This is a genomic window from Agarivorans sp. JK6 (assembly GCF_045277145.1).
Classification (GTDB): Bacteria; Pseudomonadota; Gammaproteobacteria; order Enterobacterales; family Celerinatantimonadaceae; genus Agarivorans; species Agarivorans albus.
The window spans coordinates 335,954-355,241 of the sequence record NZ_CP113525.1 but is presented as its reverse complement, the minus strand read 5'-3'; the positions used below and the strand labels follow the sequence as shown (position 1 = coordinate 355,241).

The following is a 19,288-nucleotide window of genomic DNA, read 5'->3' as shown; positions in this document are numbered from 1 at the left end:
TTCTGTGCATGAATGCACATAAGAATGATTGGAACGACATCCATATAGCTTATAAGGTTGCAACCTTAGGCACGCTTACCGCAGCCGCAGAAGCACTGGATGTACACCACAGTACGGTATTACGGCGAATAAATGCCTTGGAAGAGCGCCTAGGCACCCGCTTGTTTCATCGCCATGCACGCGGCTACCAAGTCACCGAAGCAGGTTTGTTACTTACCCAAACCGCCGAAAGCACCCAAAACGACTTTAACCGTTTATTGGGCAAACTGGCCGGCACCGACAATCAGCTTTCCGGAACCTTGGTATTAACCACAGTGAACAATATGGCCGAGCTGCTGTTACCAATGCTGGCCGAGTTCCAAGCGCTTTACCCCAATATCAAATTGGAATATGCCGCCGACAGTAGAATTTTGAAACTAGAACACGGCGAAGCTCACGTAAGCATTCGCCCTGGTAAAAAGCCTAAAGATCTAGACTATGTGGTGCAGCACTTAGCCGATAGCCCTGTAACTCTCTATGGCTCAAGTGCTTATCTTAAAAAATACGGAAAAATAAAAAGCTTAAACAAGGTGGCGGGACATAAGTTTATTTCAACCATTGAGCCCTACTCGCAAATTAGCTTTATTAATTGGATGAATAGCGAGTTAGATCCGCAACAAATTGCTTTGCGGGTAAACGACTTTAATGCCTTTATTCCAGCCATAAAAGCGGGGTTTGGCGCAGCGCCACTCAATTGTGAAACCGCTAAGGCCTACCCAGACCTGCTGCCTCTAATGGCACCACCAGAACATTGGGCCATTCCACAATGGCTTACCACCCATGTAGATATGCACCGCACCAGTAAAGTTCAGGCCTTCACGCAGTTTTTGAAGCAGCGCTTTAAAGCACTAGCCAACTAATTGAAGTGCTTAGTCTACCTCAGGTAAATAACGGTAATGGCCGGTTATTTGATAACTAAACAGCATGTCGTTTAGTTGCGGCCCTAGGCCAATGTTATGAACAATTTTGGGAACGCCAGCTGCAGTGTATTGGTCACTCACAATGCCAATATGGGGCAGATTACCGGGGAGCATCCAAGTCACAATATCACCCGGCAAATAGCTGCTAGCGCTATCACTAACAGCTAACGATTCACCATGGCGGGTAAAAAACACCTGAAGATTAGGCACTCGACGGTGGTCAATATTACGATCGGTGCGGCTTAAGCCCCAGATACGTTTAGACGGATACTGCGCAAAATGCTGCTTCATGTCTTCATGTACTTGAACCTGTAGATCAATGCCAAGTGCACGGTAGGAACGAATAAGCACATCGGTGCACACCCCAAAGTGTTCGGGCACATCACCATTAGGATAATCCAACGCAAAGTAGGCACCATTGTATATCACCGTGTGCTCAGTTCGCGCCAAGGCAGCATCAACCAACTGTTGTGATAAAGTGCTGCCAAGCACCGGTAATGCAACCACGCCTACGAGCAACAACACCAACCTAAACATAATACTCCCCGCCAATAACTTACCATTCACTCACTCAACGCTATCTTACTTATTTTCAGCATCATTACTAACAATTGAGTCAATGTAGAGACGCCATTCACCCTTATTTAGCGATGCGAGCTTATAGTGCATAGCTAGATCCAGCTCACTAAATAAGCAAAATTCTCTAATACTATGGAGGTAGCTCTAAACCTCAATTGATGTAGATCATTTTTTGTAGGCTATTCGCTGGTTATGTTGAAAGTGTAACAACAATAAATAGAGGTAATAAAAATGGAATTAATACAAGATCCGCGTTGTTATACCGACGTTTGTATAGACGGCCAATGGTACCACTACGACCATTGCGGCACTTCTGCTTATATGCTTAAAGGTGGAGCGTCTTCGGGCATAGAATTGCAAAGCATTCCCACCACCGAAAACGAATTAATCGAATTACTGTCTAGATAAGAGCTGGTAACTTGCGCCTGTTCGAGTTGAACGGGTGGTTAGTTTTGCCAAAGCATGCGCCACACATCGATTGGCTAGACAGCTAAGTGCAAAGCCTCCATTTCTGCTTGTGCCTTTCCCCTACACCAAAGACTAGCAAAGAAAAACGGCTACCCGAAGATAGCCGTTGTTGCTGCTGCAGTATCGGCTGCAGTGTTTACCAGATTTATCCCTTCACTGGTAAGCCATCACCACGTGCAGCCAAACGAGGCTGAACGAATACTGCAGTGGTCATAGCGGGTACTTCAAAAGTGCCGTCAGCAAACTCAGCGTCTTTAACCACTAAGTCAGTTGAACGTTGCTGTACAGGGTGCAACTCAAAACCCTGTGCATTGTTAATACTAATTTGCTGGGTTTCTGCTGTTGCGTTCACCATCACCACAATCGCATCGTAGTTACTGTCTAGGTCAGCACCTGAATGAATACCATTGTCGATTGATTGCACAATCACACCCGGTATTTGGTCTACCCCGGTATTGTGGAAGTCGATACGCGCCATAATGTCTTGCTTAGCATTCATGCGGAAAAGCGTTGAGCTGGTGCGCATTTCCATTAAATCAAAGAAGCGTAGTTTGGCATCTTCAATATGTTGCGGCTCGGCTTGCGTTTCAGGGTTAGCAATGATTTTCTTAATCACATCATAGTTTGCACCATCGATGTGTTTCATCGGCAAACCCTTGTTCCAGTTGTTATCTTGGGCGGTGAAATCAACACGGTTGTACCAATCACCCGAGTCGTAGCTATCACGCTCCATTGACTTAGAACGTAACAACTCAGAGCCCATGTGGATAAACGGTATACCTTGACCTGTCATCACCGTAGATAAAGCAACGGTTTGCATACGTGCACGTTGCTCTGACGTTAACTCTTCAGCCAATTTGTACTGATTAATGTCCCACAGAGTTTGGTTATCGTGCTTAGATACGTAAGAAATATTCTCTTGAGCACTTTCGGTGTAGCCTGCTGGTTGCTCATCACCACCATAAAGCAATTCACTGCCTTTAATGCGATCGCCATTACGGTCAACAAATTGGAAATCGGCCAAGTTACCCGCCATACCTACACGGATAAGGTCGGCGTTGTACATCCAAGTTTCGTTGTAAGTGCTGTCAGGCGTATCGGCATTGAGTTCATTGGCTAAAACCGCATTGGCAAAACCTTGCTGCTTACGTAGCTGATCACCATCATCAAATGGGCTACCACCACGAATACCATCACGTAAACGGTCAGAGAAGGTACCTATCCCAGTGCCCGCCATGTTTAGCTGGTTTGCTTGAACAAAACGAGCGTCATCTTGCACTTCACCAAAGGTCCAGCCTTCGCCGTAAAAGTAATTATCTGGCGATACTTTTTGCACTTCTTCTAGTGCTTCGATCATCAAGTCTTTTGGTTGGTGACCCATTAAGTCAAAACGGAAACCATCAATTTGGTAATCACGCGCCCACACAATTAACGAGTCAACCATCAGTTTACCCATCATTTTGTGTTCGGTAGCGGTGTTGTCACAACAGGTTGAGTTTTCCACTACACCGGTATCAATGGTTAGGCGTTGGTAGTATCCCGGTACAATTTTATCCAATACCGACTTATCGTTGCTAGGGCCAGAACCATGGGTATGGTTATACACCACATCCATAATCACTCGCATATCTTGCTGATGTAAATGCTTCACCATTTGGCGGAATTCTAGAATACGCTGTTTGCCATGTGCATCAGTAGCATAGCTGCCTTCTGGCACATTAAAGTGGAACGGGTCGTAACCCCAGTTAAAGCTATCGTACTGGCGTAAATCGTTCACTAAAGCTTGCACTTTTTCAGTGGCAGGATTTTCATCAACATAAGCTTGCAGCACATCTTCAATCACTGCTGACTTATCGGTACCGTCTTCACACACGCCAGCATTGGCATTTAGCTCACACAGTTCACCAATGGTGCCATCAATGTCTACACGATTTACTTCATCAACCGTAGCAATATCAAACACTGGTAACAGGTGCACATTATTTAAACCGCGATCGCGTAACTGCATTAAATGCTTGTAACTGGCGCGTTCTTCATCGGTAAAGGCTAAGTACTTACCGGTATATTCTGGGTTGCCGTCTTCATCGGCAAAACTAAAATCTCGTACCTGCGTTTCGTACAATACGTAATCGGTAGGAGAGTCAATGGTTGGCGGAACAATGCTGTCCCAACCACTTGGGAACAATTCACTATCATTTTGTAAATCAACGACCTGCGAATGGGTGCTATTAGCCGATAAACTTAGTGAGTAAGGGTCGGTCACCATTAGCGTTTCAATACGCTGGCTATTTGGGTGGTATACCTCCACTTGGTAACGGTAAAAAACATCCACCATATTAGGCATCGCTTCGCTAGACCAAATACCCGTTGCAGGATCAAACTCCATAGCCACAAAGCCTTGATCGGCGTGTGCGCTTAAGTCTTCATCGTACAAGGCCAGATTTACATCTTTAGCCGTTGGCGCCCAAAGACGGAAAGTTGTTAAGCCGTCTTGAATTACTGCACCCAGCGGCTCATCTTTAGCATTTTCCCAATACAGGTCATCTAGCGCCCCAGGAATTTGCAACAAGGTAGCAGCGACCACTTCTTCATCTTGATTATACGCCGCAGCCACTAGCTGACCTTTTATCACTTCGGCAGCTTGTTCTGCATTTAATTCGTAAGCTTGTAAATGCGCCAAATGAGGGAATTGAGCTTTCACATCTGCTGGCATCTCGGTAATGTTTAATTCTAGGGCTTCGCCACCCACAATCGTTTTATCTTCGACATTTACCGAAATGCCGGCATTGGCAGAATGGTACAGTTTAAACTGGCTACCATTTGCATCCCATAGAATGAGATTATCACGCACCCAATGCGCACTTGCGCCTACAATGCCAACTGGAGGTTGGTTTACCTCGGTGTAATCGGTATCTACATACACCTTGTCATCGCCCGCCTTTATCAAGCCATGTTTGTAGTCAGTGTAGTAGAAGCGTAGGTCACCAGTTTGGCCACCCTGCTCTAAATTACGCGGGATCATATTGATACACTCACCGGCATGATAAGCGTCAATCACCCAGTAAGCGCCGTAAGTCTCGTTAATGCCGGTGTACGCCATGCCAGCATCCCAACCACCTGTAGCGTCACCGTCGCTGCCATCGCCCCAACCATTACAACTGGCATCGTTCCAGCCGTGAATAGTCCAACCTTGGTAGTATTCCTCTAAAGACTGATTGCTTGCTTTAGCATCGTCTAAACGGTAATAAACGGCAATTTGACCGTCTTTTAGGTCTACAAGACCGTTTTGATCACCATTGTCATTGTTACTGCTGCTATTACAGGCAGCCAACGAAACCGCCGCCAGCACAGGCAAAGTTAACTTTGCAACTTTGGATAATTCCATTCCGAGATAACCTCATTAGTTTTATTTTTATAGTGTTTAATGCTTTGAAACTTTCATTTTTTAGCCTATACACCTAAATAAACCAAAACTGTGAGATATGCCTAGCTCAGGTTTAAGCGCTCAAATATCAACCAAGCAGTTTCTAATTTGCCAGCCTTTGTCACTATATTATTCTAAATAATAAAAATAACTTAGATAATAAAACCATAAAAAGTGTAATTTCAGACCTTTAAGGATTTTGAGAGGTAGTTTGCAAGCACTGGCTTAAAAAAGAAAAGCACCAGTAATCAGAATTAGTGCTTAAAAAAGGGCTAACTTTCCATTGAGTAAGTGCTAGTAGAAACAGCACTAAACTAGGCCTAGTTACGCCCCAAAAACCATCAGATACGCGCCATAGTAGTGCGTTTAATTGCAGCCTTTTTTGAAACAAATTTCTCCAGCCCTACTCGCAGCAATTTTATGTGCAAACGGTACATTTCGTGCAGAACAAAAATCACCCATTTGCACAACAAAACTCAAGCCAAAAGAAGAGCATATTTGGCACAGCTTTTGGAACGCTTAACACGATGGAATAACTAGCGTGACCACCAATATAGCGATTGTTGTCACCAATAGATGGAGTTAACACAATGAGCCAAACTAATGATTTTCCACTCTCGGCGGTTCCACAAGACGCCCGTAAAGGTTTTTGGTCTACCGCTTTTGTACTTTTAGGGTTTACTTTCTTCACTTCCACCATGTGGGCAGGTGGCACACTGGGCACCTCATTTAGTTTCACCGAGCTGCTGTGGATCATACTAATAGGCAATTTGCTATTAGGTAGCTATGCCGCTGGACTGGCTTATGTGGCGTATAAAACCGGCTTAAACTCGGTATTGCTAGGGCGATACTGTTTTGGAGAGCATGGTAGCAAGCTGTCTGACATTATCTTAGGTTTTACCCAGATAGGGTGGTACGCCTGGGGTACCGCCACCATAGCGATTATTTTGCTTAAGCTGCTCAACTTACCCGAAAGCTACGCAACACCTTTAATGGTGCTGTTAGGTTTTGGCTTTTGTATTACCGCGTTTATTGGCTACAAAGCCTTAGAAATTCTTTCCAAAATATCCGTCCCCGCCATGTTGGCATTTATCGGCCTGTCGATTTACCAAGGCAGTATTGATATTGGCGGCTTCTCCCAACTGAGCAGCATTGCGCCAAGCGATACCATGGCATTTTCTGCGGCAATTACTTTGGTATTTGGCACCTTTGTAAGCGGCGGAACCCAAGCAACCAATTGGAGCCGTTTTGCTAAGTCTGGCCGCATAGCGGTTATCACTACTTTGTTAGCTTTCTTTATTGGCAATGGTTTAATGGTATTTGTCGGCGCATTCGGCGCGATGGTTTACCAGCAAGCCGACATCGTAGACGTACTAGTAAGCCAAGGCTTTATTCTGGTTGCTATTCTGATGTTATTTGCCAACATCTGGACAACCCAAGACAACACTATTTATAACTTTGCCGCCGCCGGCTGTAACTTGATGAGAACCGACAAACGCCGCTTAATTACTCTAGTAGGTGCGGCCATCGGCACCCTGCTAGCAGTATTTGGCATGTATAACCTGCTTATCCCATTTTTAATCCTTTTGGGCACTTTTATTCCACCTATTGGCGCCATCATCATGGCTGATTTTTGGTTCAAACATCGTGGAAACCCACCAGCATTAGAGCAAATTAAGCTACCTAGTTTCGATAAATGTGGTTTAGCCGCATACGTGGTTGGTTCGGCTGCAGCTTACTATTCCCCTTGGATAGCGCCGTTAGTTGGGATTGTTGTGTCGGCCAGTTTCTATGGTGTATTGCTGCACATTAGCTCGGCTCAGCCCTTAGCCAAAAAAACGGCCAGTTAAGGAGGTAGTGCTTGGCTATTCGCGCTAAAGATATTCCCCTAATCCCCGGTTTAGAGAGCATTAACTTGCTTACCGGGGAAGCTTCTCAACAAGCTATTCGCTGGCCATACTTAGCCGAGAACAAAGAGCTAGCACCTTGGTTAACCGGTGGTGAACTCATCTTTGTTACCGGCATAAATTTGCAACGAAGTGAACAAGAGTATTATCAACTTATAGATGAAGCTTTAGAAAAGTCGGCGGCAGGCATGGTGATTCTAACTCACTCAGAATTTATCGACACCATTCCCGAGAGCGTGATTAGTTATGCCAACCAACATCAATTTGCAGTACTAGAGCAGCCTTACAGCTTGCCTATGGTTAAAGTGACCGAGCTAATTTGTAAGGCCTTAATTCAAGACAACCTATCTAGCCACTCGCTACAACATTTTATTAGTCATGTGATTAATAGCCCCAACCAACTGTCGATGTTGTCTCGACACCGCGCCAAAGAGTTAGGCTTAAACTTTGATTCGGCCATTAGTATTGCCCAGCTACAACCACAAGTTAGCGATGCAAGTGACTTAAATGTTTGGGTATTTCAACTTCGTCAGTGGCTAAATCGCATGCGAAGCCCCTACCCGCTAATTGAAGATCATCACGGCTGGTATTTATTGTTGCCCATACAACCTCAAGACTCTTTAGAGCAACAGCGTAGCCTTTGGCAGCAACTTAATCAGTATTTAATGCAACAAAAGCTTAAATACAATTTGGGTGTGAGTGTTAGCCCACAAGGGCTAAACCAGTTAGCCAATGCCGCTTTGCAGGCTAGACAAGCTGCTGAGTTTAGCCAATTACAAAGCCATCATTCCGCCATTGTGCACTACTTAGATTTAGGGGTGAGCCGAGTATTTGCCGCCATAGAAGATCCGCAAATTTTACTGCATTTTTGCTGCGACAAACTCGGGCCCTTATTCCATTGCCAAGAACCTAGCTTAATCACCCTTAAGCATACTCTGCGCTGCTACTTTGACAATTTAGCCAGCTTAAGACAAACCGCCAAAGAGCTAAATATTCACCGAAATACGCTCAGCAACCGTCTCGCCAAGGTACAAACACTCACTGGTTGTGACCTAGAACAAGCTCAGCAACGTCTAGAATTACAAAATGCCCTGCTGATGGAGCCAATAACAATCCAGCGGCAACAACATTCTGTTCAAGGATTATCATGAAAATTATTAACGCACGTTTAAGAGGGCAAACAGAGCTGTTTAGTCTATCTGTTGCCCAAGGGCTAATTACTCACATCACTCCGCAAACCGCGGCTTTATCAGCTAACTTGCCAGAATATGAAGAAGCGATAGATGCCGCCGGTAATTTATTGTCTGCTCCTTTTGTTGAGCCGCATATTCACTTAGACGCAGTGCTCACTGCCGGGCAGCCCTCTTGGAACATGAGCGGAACCTTGTTTGAGGGGATTGAGCGCTGGAGCGAACGTAAACCGCTGCTCACCCCCGAAGACATCGAACAACGCGTGTTAAAAACTGTGCAACTGTTGGTTGAAAATGGGGTGCAGTACATTCGCACCCATGTGGATGTGACCGATCCACAACTCACCGCGCTTAAAGCCATTGCCAAACTAAAATCTAAGCTGTCTTCTGCAATCAATTTACAAATTGTTGCCTTTCCCCAAGAAGGGATCTGGTCTTTTCCCAATGGCAAAACCTTAATGGAGCAAGCCATTGAAGAGGGAGCAGATGTAATAGGCGGAATTCCCCATTTCGAATTTACCCGCGAATATGGGGTAGAGTCGATGCGCTGGGTGGTTGAGCTGGCCAAACAACATGACCTATTGGTAGATGTACACTGCGACGAAATAGACGACGAAGCATCGCGCTTTTTGGAGGTGCTAGCCACCGCAGCCTTAGAGCTTGATATGGGTGAGCGCGTTACCGCCAGCCACACTACCGCGATGCATTCTTACAACAACGCCTATTGTTCTAAATTATTTAGGCTACTCAAAAAATCTAAAATAAACTTTGTCTCTTGCCCTACCGAGAGCATTCACTTGCAAGGCCGCTTTGATACCTACCCTAAACGACGCGGCGTAACTCGAGTGAAAGAGCTATGCGAAGCCGGCATGAATGTCTGCTTTGCCCAAGATTCTATACAAGACCCTTGGTATACCTTAGGCAACGGTAAACTGCTACGAGTATTAGACGCTGGCTTACACATCTGCCACATGATGGGCTATAAAGAGCTATCTAAAGCCTTAGATCTTATTACCGACAATGGCGCTAAAACCTTACAAGTAGAAGCTGAATACGGTATTGAGGTAGGCAAACCTGCAAACTTTATTTTGCTGGAAGGGGAAGACGATTTATCGGTGATTCAACGCCAAGGCGAAGTACTGTTATCGGTACGAAATGGCGAAATACTGATTCAGCGTCAACCAGCTAAGCTAGTCAAACACTGTTCATTTTAGGCTGAGAAAACGACAAGTAATCGGCTAGAAGGCGCTTTAACAGCGTATAAAAAAACGGACCTAACAGGTCCGTTTTTGGATAACTATAGCTATATGTTTATTCGGCAGTAAAGTTAAACTTCTGTCCGCCAATACTGGCTTCATACATTAAACCACCTTTAGCTAAGGTGAATACTGCATAACCACTTACATAATGCGCTTTAGATTGGGTTTCACCCGCGGCTGCTCCAGTACCAGAAGTACCCGCTTGAGCGGAAGCGCCAACGGTTAGAGCCACTGCGCTAGCTTGAGCACCAAACTCGAAGCTACCGCTAGTAAACTCGTCGTAAGCGCGTTTATCTTGAAGGAAAATGATTTGGCTAAACGCTTGCCCACCCAGCTGGAAACCAAGTGTAACTTGACCCATATTCACGCTGCCTGTGGATGCTCCGCCTCGGTAAACTTTACCTTCGCCGTAAGCGCCACCAATACCAATGCCACCCTTACCAATGGTAGGAAACACCGCATAGCCATAAGCATTGTTAAAAAATGGGGTAGTTCGATCAGATTTTTTAAACTGCTGAATCGTAGCTTGATAATCGTCTGCGACGGCTTGAAAGCTTAATACAAGCACACCAACGCACAGTGCCAACCATTTCTTCATAAATAAACATCCCTAGATTTGGAGTATGGTGCAAGCAGCATACACGATGTGTGTGAAAATCGGTACGCTGCCTACAAAAACTTCAATATTTAGGAAAGTTTATGCCGTGGGTTGATACAGGCGATAACATGTTTGATATTGATAACGTTCGCCTGGCTTTAACCAACAGCTTTGGTGTGGCCAATCTGGGCGGTTGGGAGAGTCTGGCAAGAATTGGGTTTCTAAAGCAACGCCACTATGAGCCTGATACACTTCGCCATTGTGCCCCGGATTACCGGTTAAGAAGTTACCAGTATAAAGCTGGATCGCAGGTTTATTAGTATAAACTTCCATTGCTAACGACGCGTCATCGGCAATAATACGGGCTACTGGCTTGCCTTCACTCACTACCTGCTCCTGCAGCAAGTAACTATGATCGTATCCGCCCACTAACTGCTGATCGGGATCTTTCTTAAGATCTTTAGCAATCAGCTTAGCTTGCCTAAAATCAAAGCCAGTTCCTTCTACAGGTTTTAAGCCATCAACCGGAATACCATCTGCTGCTACTGGCAGGTAATGATCTGCTGCGATGTATAAGTGGTGCTGTAATACCGTTGAGCTAGCGGCATTCAAATTAAAATAACTATGGTCGGTGAGATTTACCGGACAGGCTTTATCTACAGTAGCTGAGTAATCCAGTACTAACTGATTATCTTCATCTAAGGTGTAATCAAGCTGCGCTTGCATATTACCAGGAAAACCACACTCTCCATCGACTGAGCTAATAGTAAAACGAACTTTGTTGTCTGCCAGCTGCTCACCTTGCCAATCGCGGTGGCTAAAATCATTGGCGCCATGTAATTGATGCTCATCTTGATTGGCACTTAAGGCATAAACCTGCCCTTGGTACTCAAAGCGCGCTTGCTTGATGCGGTTAGCATAGCGCCCCACCGTAGCACCTAAGTAAGCGTCTTGTTTTAGGTAATCCTCAAAGCTGTCACAACCCAGAACCACTTCACGTAACTCACCGCTACTAAGTTTTATTTTTAAACTGGCTAGGGTGGCTCCCCATGCTAATACGGTGGCCTCACTCCCCTTAGCATTCTTAAGGGTAAACGTTTGCACTTTTTTATCTTGCTGTGCGAAAGGCATGAAAAACTCCTAAAACTAATTCAATACAATGAGAGTAACAAAAAGGTGGAAAACCTCTGCAACCCGCTAAATAAGGCGATACTAGCCTAGCTTAACGGAAGATTTTTGATGCAGTCCACAGTTCAACATAAGACGCAAAAAACGTAATAGCCTTAACAACAAAAAAGTGAAGTTCATCACCTTTCATACTAGGCGAAATGACAATGTTTTCACAACCATTATTGCTGTTTGAGTTAACTAAACAGCCAAATACATGCGCTTACCGCAAATTTTTAACAAGGTTGGGGAGTACCCAAAGTTTATCTTCATCAATCGGCGTCTTGGGATGTAAAGACGGGTTGCGTAGTTTAAACACCAAGCGATTTTCCATTAAATCTGCCAATTTATGGTAATTAAACTTTCTAAATAGTGCGTCGAAACTGCCATCATCAATGGCCAGCCTTAAGCCTTGCTCTAAACGCTCTGCTAAGGCGGTGTTTTCTGGGTTTACGAAGTAATAAATGGGTGCGGGATAACTGAGTAATATTCTTGGCTCTGCAACAAAACCTTCCCGTTGATGCTGTTTTAATTCAGCGCCTATTTCACTAATACCTCGAGGGAAATAATCAAAACGACCGCGCTCCAACATGCCAAACAAACCTTCATAGGTTTTGCCCTCAATTACTGGCAAACGATTGTATTCTAGTATCTCGATATCAGGCCAGCCCATACCTTGCCCTGCACGCATTTGAGCCAACTCACTAAGCTGTTGAATGTCCTTAAATCGACGTAGGTCCTCTCGGCGGATCATCAATACCCGCTGGCCTAATAAGCCCTTCAATAAAGGAATGCGTACAGCCAGCAGTTTTGACTCACGCTCAAGGCTGGTCATTGTCCAAACAATATCGATACAACGCTTACGCTGAACTTGCTGTAAGGCTCGGTCTTGCATCATCCTAACAGCGCAGGTTTGGGTTTTATAAGGACCATGGCTCACCTCTGTTTTACTTAAGGCGAGATCTAATAATTCAATAAAGTATTGATGTCGCTGATCTTTGTCGCTTTCTGGCTGAACGTGTCTCACCACTAGGTTTGCCGCATTGGCCCCAGTAACGAGGGTAAAAATCACTAACAGCATTAAACAGCGATGCGGCATTGGCATTATTCACAATTGTGTTATCAAGTTGATTGTATGTAATCAACAAGCTTAATAACAATCAAATAGATCAACAAAACGTCAAGGCGTGTAAAAGTTCTCTCCCAGTTAAAACTGATGGCCTTACTAAGAGCTTAGTCGACTTTAATCCAAAGCGGGCTTTGCTCACTAGGCGTACTAGCGTGTAAAAAAGGGTTATTTAGTTTAATCACCGTGCGAGATCTTAGCTCGTTAACTAAGTTGTCGTATTGATAGCGAGAAAACAGTGCATCAAAGCTACCATCGCTAAAGGCGATCCATAAACCTTGTTCGATACGCGCTGCTAACTCGCGGTTTTGTTTGCTTACAAAATAATAGATAGGTGCACGATAACTAATTACTAAGTGCGGCTCAGCCACAAAGTTTTCACTTTTATGCTGCTCTAATTCATCAAAGATTTCGTTAATTCCACGTGGGAAATAATCAAAGCGCTGACGTTGTAACATGCCAAACAAACCTTCGTAATTCATGCCTTCAATTACGCCAATATTGTTAGCACGTAGTATTTTGTTGTCTGGCCAGCCGCTGCCTTGACCAGCACTAAAAGCTTGTAAGTCTTGAAGAGATTCCACCTTGGCAAAACGACCAATATCTTGTTGGCGAATCATCAATAAGCGCTGTCCAAGCAGCCCTTTGAGCAGTGGGATCCGTATGGGTAATAAGGCCTCTTCTCGCTCTGCGGTGCTCATTGTCCACACCACATCAATACCGTCGTTATTTTGCAGCTGCAGCAAGGAGCGATTTTGGCTCATTTTGGCTTTATTGCTCTCAAGACGAAAAGGCCCAAGCTCCTGCTCAGTTTTAGACAAGACCAAGTCGAGTAAATCGATAAAGTAGCGATTTCGTAAATCTTTTTCGCCTTGCGGCGCAATATGGCGTACCAGCTGAGGGCTTAGCTCAGCGGCAATAGATATCGAACAGAGCGATAGACTGGTAAACACAACGAGAAATAGATGTTTCATTGTTGCTCAAGCTGTACTCATTTACTGCTTAGTGTACAAAATATCAGCAAGTGACAATAGCCTTTCTGTCAATTATTGCCTAAGTACTCAACAATTAATTAGTCAAAACTCTCTCTACTTGCCAGTGAAGCTGGCGATGTATCATAAGACTATCACTAAGGTTTATACTTGGCTTAGCTTCAACAACAAGGATTGGCTTTGCGGCATTCATTATTCAACAACAGCGTAATCATTTTAAGCATATTTTTACTCACTGCTTGCTCCACTGGGGACCATGGGTCCTATGCCGAGCGCAGCTTCTATCAAGGGGATGCTAGCAGCTTAGAATATATTGGCCCCGCAAGTGGCGAACACTGCCAAACTTATGCTTTATATCTATTTCCATTAAAGCAAAGCCCATCAACTGCGCTCGCTTTAGAGCAAGCAAAGCAATCTCAAGACTCCACCCTAATGCTAAGCGATCTTAGTATTGGTGACGTTACCCAATGGGGATTTGGCTACGCTAAACGCTGTATATTGGTCACTGCAGATGCCTACGGGAAGTAACGTTTTCGATAGTTAGGTGATGATGAACTAAAGCCAAAAGGCAACCCCCTACCTTCTTCGTTAATACTAAGCTGCAGAAAGCAAAAAGCCTGCTCGATGAGCAGGCTTTTTAGAAGGTGGTCGGTGATGAGAGATTCGAACTCCCGACCCTCTGGTCCCAAACCAGATGCGCTACCAAGCTGCGCTAATCACCGATTTTCTTGATATTTCAGAAGACTAAACCCTCTGGTCCCACTCTTTATGAGCTTCGCGATGATGCGCTACCAAGCTGCGCTAATCACCGATTTTCTTGATACTTCAGAAGACTAAACCCTCTGGTCCCACTCTATATGAGCTTCGCGACGATGCGCTACCAAGCTGCGTTTATCGTCTTAGTTATTTTAGAGCAAGCTCTTAGCAATAACCAAACTATTGCGATAACAACGAAACTCGTTGCATCTAAATAATGGGGTGAGTAATGGGATTTGAACCCACGACAACCGGAATCACAATCCGGGGCTCTACCAACTGAGCTATACCCACCACTGAGTATTTCGAGCGTTTCCGAAGCAATGGCGCACCCGACAGGAGTCGAACCTGTGACCTTCGCCTCCGGAGGGCGACGCTCTATCCAGCTGAGCTACGGGTGCTCAATGCTGGCGGAGGCGTATATTAGGGTTTTCGCTCCGCCCTGTAAAGACATTTTATAAAAAAACTGGTAATTGCTGGCTTTTCCAGCAAGCCTAGAAAAAGCCCTTAATTTCAAGGCTACTTAAGCAACAAAATAGCTGCTTAAATAGCCAATAAAACAACACTACACTGCGCTAAAGCCTGCGTAAGCTATGCCACTTAAATGCGCCATTTCTCGATGCCAAGTTGCCAAATCGTCTTTAGTGAATTGATTAAGATGATGATGCCCACATGCTCGCGCCATAACCTGCATTAGCGCTACCGATGCGTCAAAGAAATTAGCCAGTTGCTGAGCCGATTTGTCCACATTTAAACGCTGGCGCAAGTCAGCATTTTGCGTAGCAATTCCAGCCGGGCAATTATTGGTATTACAGATCCGCGCTGCCACGCAACCTATGGCTTGCATGGCGCTATTAGATACTGCTACACCATCGGCGCCTAAAGCCATGGCTTTGACAAAATCCATAGGTAAGCGCAAGCCGCCGGTAATAATCAAACTCACTCTGCCACTGGCACCTTGTTGGTCAAGATAGCGTCGCGCTCTGGCTAAGGCTGGAATGGTGGGCACACTAATATGATCCCTAAATATTTCTGGTGCCGCACCAGTACCGCCACCACGCCCATCTAAAATGATGTAGTCAGCGCTGCTATCTAAAGCAAATTGAATATCTCGCTCGATATGGTTGGCACTTAACTTAAAACCAATGGGAATGCCGCCGCTTATTTCACGCACCCGATCGGCAAAGTGTTTAAAGTCTTTGCTACTGTGTAAATCGGCAAAGGTAGGCGGGGAGATTGCCGGTTGTCCTTCAGCGATGCCGCGAACCAGAGAAATTTTGCCATGGTTTTTATTGCCAGGTAAATGCCCTCCGGTACCGGTTTTTGCACCTTGGCCTCCTTTAAAGTGAAAAGCTTGAACTTGAGTAAGCAGTGATTCTTGATAACCAAATTTGGCGCTGGCTAACTCATAAAAGTAACGGGAGTTTTGCTGCTGCTCTTCAGCCAACATGCCGCCTTCACCAGAACAAATCCCTGTTCCGGCCAGCTCGGCGCCTTTAGCCAGCGCGGTTTTAGCTTCTTCCGATAAGGCTCCAAAACTCATATCAGAAACAAATAGAGGAATCTTTAGCTGCAGTGGCTTTTTCGCCTCTGGGCCGATAATTAGTTCTGTGGCCACAGATTGCTCTTCCATCAAAGGCTTTTTGGCCATTTGTGCCACCATCACTTGGATGTCGTCCCAATGTGGCAGAAGATGCCTAGGTACCCCCATTGAGGTCATTGCTCCATGGTGACCCAGTTTTGATAAACCTTCACGCGCCAATTGATGAATAAAGGCAACGGTGGGTTCTTCAGTTGTAGGAGTGGCTTGCGGTGCAGCACTTTTAGTTTGAGGCTGTGGGGCTTCTTGGCCTATTTGTTCGGCACTAAACTGCTTATGGCTGCCGTCACAAAATGGGCTATTTGCCGTGGTTTTACACGCACATAAATAAGCATCACCAGTTTCTTCTGCGGTAAAAGCCTTGGGGCTAAGGCCGGTACCAGCATGGCTGCCATCACAAAAGGGTTGGGATTTAGAACGACCACAGCTGCAAAAGTAGTATTGGTCCCCCTTAGTTAAACTCACCTTCTTGGGTTTGTTATCGGCAATAATCGGCTTAGTCATACCCTCTCCTTGCGCAAAAATGGCGGGGCATACTCGCCCTGCATTTACTTAGCTTAGACGCTTTCTATCCAAAGAGGAGCAACAAAACCTGAGTAACAAAGGATGCTAAAGGCTATTAAAAACAAACCTTAGATTAGCGCTGTAAGGCGTCTTCTGCGCTAAATGTTTTTTTGAAACTAAAGGCCTGAGCCGTATCTCCGTGCTGCCTCAATAACTCTAAACGCTGCAGTGCCTCAACGGTGCTGGGAACATGGCCATCTTCCACCCACCACAATACGTAAGTTGCCAACGGCGATTTATCAAACCACTCTGCCCGGCGTTTCATAATGTCGATGTGATGAGTTTTAAACATAAAGTGCTGCAGACTAGCTAAGGACTCCCATACCGATAAATTGACAATCATCCTTGGGTTATCAAAAGCTTGCACATCAGTCGCATTGCCGGTGTCATCTTTAAGCCGCCAAATAAAGCCCTCGCTCGCATCAGCAATGGCATTAATGGGATCTAAATTATCGACAAAATCTTTGAGCAGGGGTGAATCTAAATCATCTTTGGCGGTAGCAATATTTAACTGCGCTAGTTGCATGTTTTCTCCTTAGTTTGCTCATTGAGTGTTAGGCGCATTGGCACATCGATAATGCCCTTGGTATTGCGCTGTTCTTGCTCGGCAACAAAGCCCCAAGCCTGATACATTGCTTTAGCAGATAACGACGCATTAACCGTAAACTCGCCCTTATTGCCGTTTGCTATACATAGGGCTTTAGCGTGTTTCCAAAGGCGACTTGCTAAGCCTTTTCCTTGAGCAAGCTCGGCAACAAAAAGGTGATAAAGGTGGCTGTTATCCCTAGTGGCAACCACACCTAATAACTCCACCTTTCCTGCCTGTTTCTGCTCGGCAAGGTGATAGCAAAAACCCTCGCGGATATAAGAACGAATAGCCCTTTCGCTCATCGCTCTTAGCAAGCGTTGTGCTCCTTGCTCGGTAAAATCGTCCACCAAGTAACGACGAGACAAATCGCAAAGTAATTGGCTAATGGCCGCAGCGTCCTCCACTTTGGCAGCTCGGATGGTTACATATGAATCCACTTGTTTTCCTCGTAAAAACCAAAGCTTGAACTAGGGTCTGTTGACCTTTGGTGTTAAAGATTTGTTCGAGATAAGCGGGCTTTAATCGCGGCGAGCACGTAGAAACCTAGTGGGCTAAGTAAGAAGTGCTTAACAAAGAGTAAAGTTCGCTTATCCGCACCCTTCGGGCAGCATTTGCACAAACAATAAGCATAGCCCTTATTTGTTAGCTTTCCCTCTTGTCAGCTCCATTAAAGTGAATATGATGGGGCTGCAATTCAGTGCTCACTGAGTACTTTCTATTCCCTAACCTTGGTCAATCATGCTTAGTAAAAACATTACCTTACAATTTTGGCGCTATTCCATTCCTTCGGTCGTAGCAATGATTGTGAGTGGTATTTATCTGATTGTTGATGGCATGTTCATTGGCCAAGTGCTCGGCGCAGAAGGGTTAGCAGCCATTAACCTAGCTTGGCCGATTATATTTTTAGTCACCGGTTTAGGTTTAATGGTTGGAGTAGGTGGCGGTGCGTTAATCTCTATTGCTACCGGTGAGGGTAAAACCAGCAAGGCGCAGAGTTTGTTAAGCCACGCCTTCTTGCTCATGCTAATTATGGCGGTGCTGTTTAGTGCCATTTTGGCCTTATTAGGCGCCAAACCCATTACCTTGCAAGGGGCCAGCGGCAATATTCAACATATGGCCGAGAGCTACTTAGGCATTTTAGGTAACGGCGCGCTGGTTGTATTGTTTAGCTGCGCCCTGCCCATATTAATTAGAAACGACAACTCTCCCAACTTTGCCACCCTATTGATGATAGTGGGCGCATTGGCCAACATCGGCCTCGATTATTTATTTATTGTAAAGTGGGATTGGCAGCTAGCGGGTGCGGCTTACGCCACCTTAGGCGCACAAGCCTTGGTAATGTTCTTGGCCATTGCATACTTTTTCTCTCGCTACAGCAGCTTGAGTTTTCAAGTAAGCGGTTTTAGCTTAAAGCCAAAGTACCTCGCCAATATAAGCAATTTAGGTTTAAGCAGCTTTTTTACTACGGTATACACCGCCTTTATTACCTTGGTGCACAATTACTTATTTTTACGTTATGGCAGTGTGACCGATACCGGCGCCTATGCCATTGTGTTGTACTTAAGCGTTATTTATTACTTTATTGCCGAAGGGTTTGCGAACGGCATGCAGCCTCTCATCTCCTTTAACTTTGGCGCTAAACGCTACGACAATGTACTCAAAGTGATGGCGCTAGGCTTTAGCATTATCCTAGGCAGCGGTGTAGCGGCGGTGTTTTTGATGAACCTATTTAGCGAACTTAGCGTGTCGATATTTAACAACGATGACCCTGCACTATTAGACGCCACCGTAAGCGGTATTCGCTTACACCTGTGGGCCATGCCATTAGATGGCTTAATTTTTACCGGCGCGGTGGTGTTTCAGTCGATAAACCGCGCCAATCGCGCTAGCTTTATTTCGGTCGGCAATATGGCTATTCAACTGCCGTTTATGTTGCTGTTACCCGCCGCCTATGGTGTGGTGGGGATCTGGCTGGTAATGCCGCTATCTACAGTAATACTTAGCGCAGTAGTAGCATGGTGGCTGGTAAGCTTGGTAAAACAACTTAAAGCAAAGTTCACGCCACCAGCAGCGTAGCTTTACAAACAAAAACGCCGAGCATTAGCTCGGC

16 protein-coding genes and 3 tRNA genes are annotated in these 19,288 nt (G+C 45.3%); 7 read left to right on the top strand and 12 right to left on the bottom strand.

All coding sequences use genetic code 11. The annotated features are described in order from the left end of the window. Positions 1–8 precede the first annotated feature (8 nt). Positions 9–899: a LysR family transcriptional regulator gene (locus OV592_RS01615; RefSeq protein ID WP_406610184.1), complete on the top strand. Its 891-nt coding sequence runs from the start codon at positions 9–11 to the stop codon at positions 897–899. A gap of 9 nt (positions 900–908) precedes the next feature. Here the strand turns inward: OV592_RS01615 and OV592_RS01610 are convergent, their stop codons facing one another. Continuing rightward, complete coding sequence (locus OV592_RS01610; RefSeq protein ID WP_406610183.1) at positions 909–1,496, bottom strand: DUF1287 domain-containing protein; 588 nt, start codon at positions 1,494–1,496, stop codon at positions 909–911. Between the two features lie 273 nt (positions 1,497–1,769). On the opposite strand from OV592_RS01610, the gene OV592_RS01605 reads away from it, so the two are divergent. After that, positions 1,770–1,946 carry a hypothetical protein gene (locus tag OV592_RS01605; RefSeq protein WP_016399804.1) on the top strand — a complete coding sequence of 59 codons (177 nt, stop codon included), beginning with the start codon at positions 1,770–1,772 and terminating at the stop codon, positions 1,944–1,946. 205 nt (positions 1,947–2,151) lie between these two features. On the opposite strand, the gene pulA is transcribed toward OV592_RS01605, so the two are convergent. Then, positions 2,152–5,391, bottom strand: coding sequence for a pullulanase-type alpha-1,6-glucosidase (gene pulA, locus OV592_RS01600; protein ID WP_406610182.1), 3,240 nt, complete (start codon positions 5,389–5,391; stop codon positions 2,152–2,154). Between the two features lie 629 nt (positions 5,392–6,020). Between pulA and codB the strand changes: the two genes are divergently transcribed. From codB to codA, 3 genes are read left to right on the top strand one after another with little or no spacing between them, the layout of a single operon-like run. Further along, positions 6,021–7,280, top strand: a complete 1,260-nt coding sequence (codB, locus tag OV592_RS01595) for a cytosine permease (protein ID WP_406610181.1) — start codon at positions 6,021–6,023, stop codon at positions 7,278–7,280. A gap of 11 nt (positions 7,281–7,291) precedes the next feature. Further along, positions 7,292–8,488 carry a PucR family transcriptional regulator gene (locus OV592_RS01590; RefSeq protein WP_406610180.1) on the top strand — a complete coding sequence of 399 codons (1,197 nt, stop codon included), beginning with the start codon at positions 7,292–7,294 and terminating at the stop codon, positions 8,486–8,488. Then, the gene (codA, locus tag OV592_RS01585; RefSeq protein ID WP_406610179.1) at positions 8,485–9,741 is read left to right on the top strand and encodes a cytosine deaminase; all 1,257 of its coding nucleotides are present in this window, start codon (positions 8,485–8,487) and stop codon (positions 9,739–9,741) included. Before OV592_RS01590 ends, codA begins: the two co-directional genes overlap by 4 nt. Before the next feature lie 97 nt (positions 9,742–9,838). On the opposite strand, the gene OV592_RS01580 is transcribed toward codA, so the two are convergent. The 4 genes from OV592_RS01580 to OV592_RS01565 all read right to left on the bottom strand — a co-directional run bounded on the left by OV592_RS01580 (position 9,839) and on the right by OV592_RS01565 (position 13,651). Then, complete coding sequence (locus tag OV592_RS01580) at positions 9,839–10,384, bottom strand: YSC84-related protein (RefSeq protein ID WP_016399811.1); 546 nt, start codon at positions 10,382–10,384, stop codon at positions 9,839–9,841. A 99-nt stretch (positions 10,385–10,483) separates the two neighbouring features. Further along, positions 10,484–11,515, bottom strand: coding sequence for a galactose-1-epimerase (gene galM / locus OV592_RS01575; protein WP_406610178.1), 1,032 nt, complete (start codon positions 11,513–11,515; stop codon positions 10,484–10,486). Between the two features lie 259 nt (positions 11,516–11,774). Further along, the gene (locus tag OV592_RS01570; RefSeq protein ID WP_406610177.1) at positions 11,775–12,650 is read right to left on the bottom strand and encodes a substrate-binding periplasmic protein; all 876 of its coding nucleotides are present in this window, start codon (positions 12,648–12,650) and stop codon (positions 11,775–11,777) included. 134 nt (positions 12,651–12,784) lie between these two features. Then, a complete protein-coding gene (locus OV592_RS01565) occupies positions 12,785–13,651 on the bottom strand; it encodes a hypothetical protein (RefSeq protein WP_406610176.1) in 867 nt (288 codons plus the stop codon). A gap of 198 nt (positions 13,652–13,849) precedes the next feature. Between OV592_RS01565 and OV592_RS01560 the strand changes: the two genes are divergently transcribed. Next, entirely contained in the window at positions 13,850–14,197 is a 348-nt protein-coding gene (locus tag OV592_RS01560; RefSeq protein WP_406610175.1) for a hypothetical protein, read from the top strand. A gap of 117 nt (positions 14,198–14,314) precedes the next feature. On the opposite strand, the gene OV592_RS01555 is transcribed toward OV592_RS01560, so the two are convergent. From OV592_RS01555 to OV592_RS01530, 6 genes are all read right to left on the bottom strand, one after another. Next, positions 14,315–14,391, bottom strand: a tRNA-Pro gene (locus tag OV592_RS01555). 252 nt (positions 14,392–14,643) lie between these two features. Continuing rightward, positions 14,644–14,719, bottom strand: a tRNA-His gene (locus tag OV592_RS01550). A 30-nt stretch (positions 14,720–14,749) separates the two neighbouring features. Then, positions 14,750–14,826 (bottom strand) — tRNA-Arg (locus tag OV592_RS01545). Positions 14,827–14,990: 164 nt separating this feature from the next. Then, positions 14,991–16,529, bottom strand: a complete 1,539-nt coding sequence (locus tag OV592_RS01540; RefSeq protein ID WP_406610174.1) for a glutamate synthase-related protein — start codon at positions 16,527–16,529, stop codon at positions 14,991–14,993. A 133-nt stretch (positions 16,530–16,662) separates the two neighbouring features. Then, on the bottom strand, positions 16,663–17,115 hold the full coding sequence (locus OV592_RS01535) for a DUF3291 domain-containing protein (protein WP_406610173.1): 453 nt from the start codon (positions 17,113–17,115) through the stop codon (positions 16,663–16,665). Continuing rightward, a complete protein-coding gene (locus OV592_RS01530; protein WP_406610172.1) occupies positions 17,106–17,615 on the bottom strand; it encodes a GNAT family N-acetyltransferase in 510 nt (169 codons plus the stop codon). Before OV592_RS01530 ends, OV592_RS01535 begins: the two co-directional genes overlap by 10 nt. A 301-nt stretch (positions 17,616–17,916) precedes the next feature. Here OV592_RS01530 and OV592_RS01525 point away from each other — a divergent pair, with 301 nt between their 5' ends. Beyond that, on the top strand, positions 17,917–19,254 hold the full coding sequence (locus OV592_RS01525; protein WP_406610170.1) for an MATE family efflux transporter: 1,338 nt from the start codon (positions 17,917–17,919) through the stop codon (positions 19,252–19,254). Positions 19,255–19,288 lie beyond the last annotated feature (34 nt).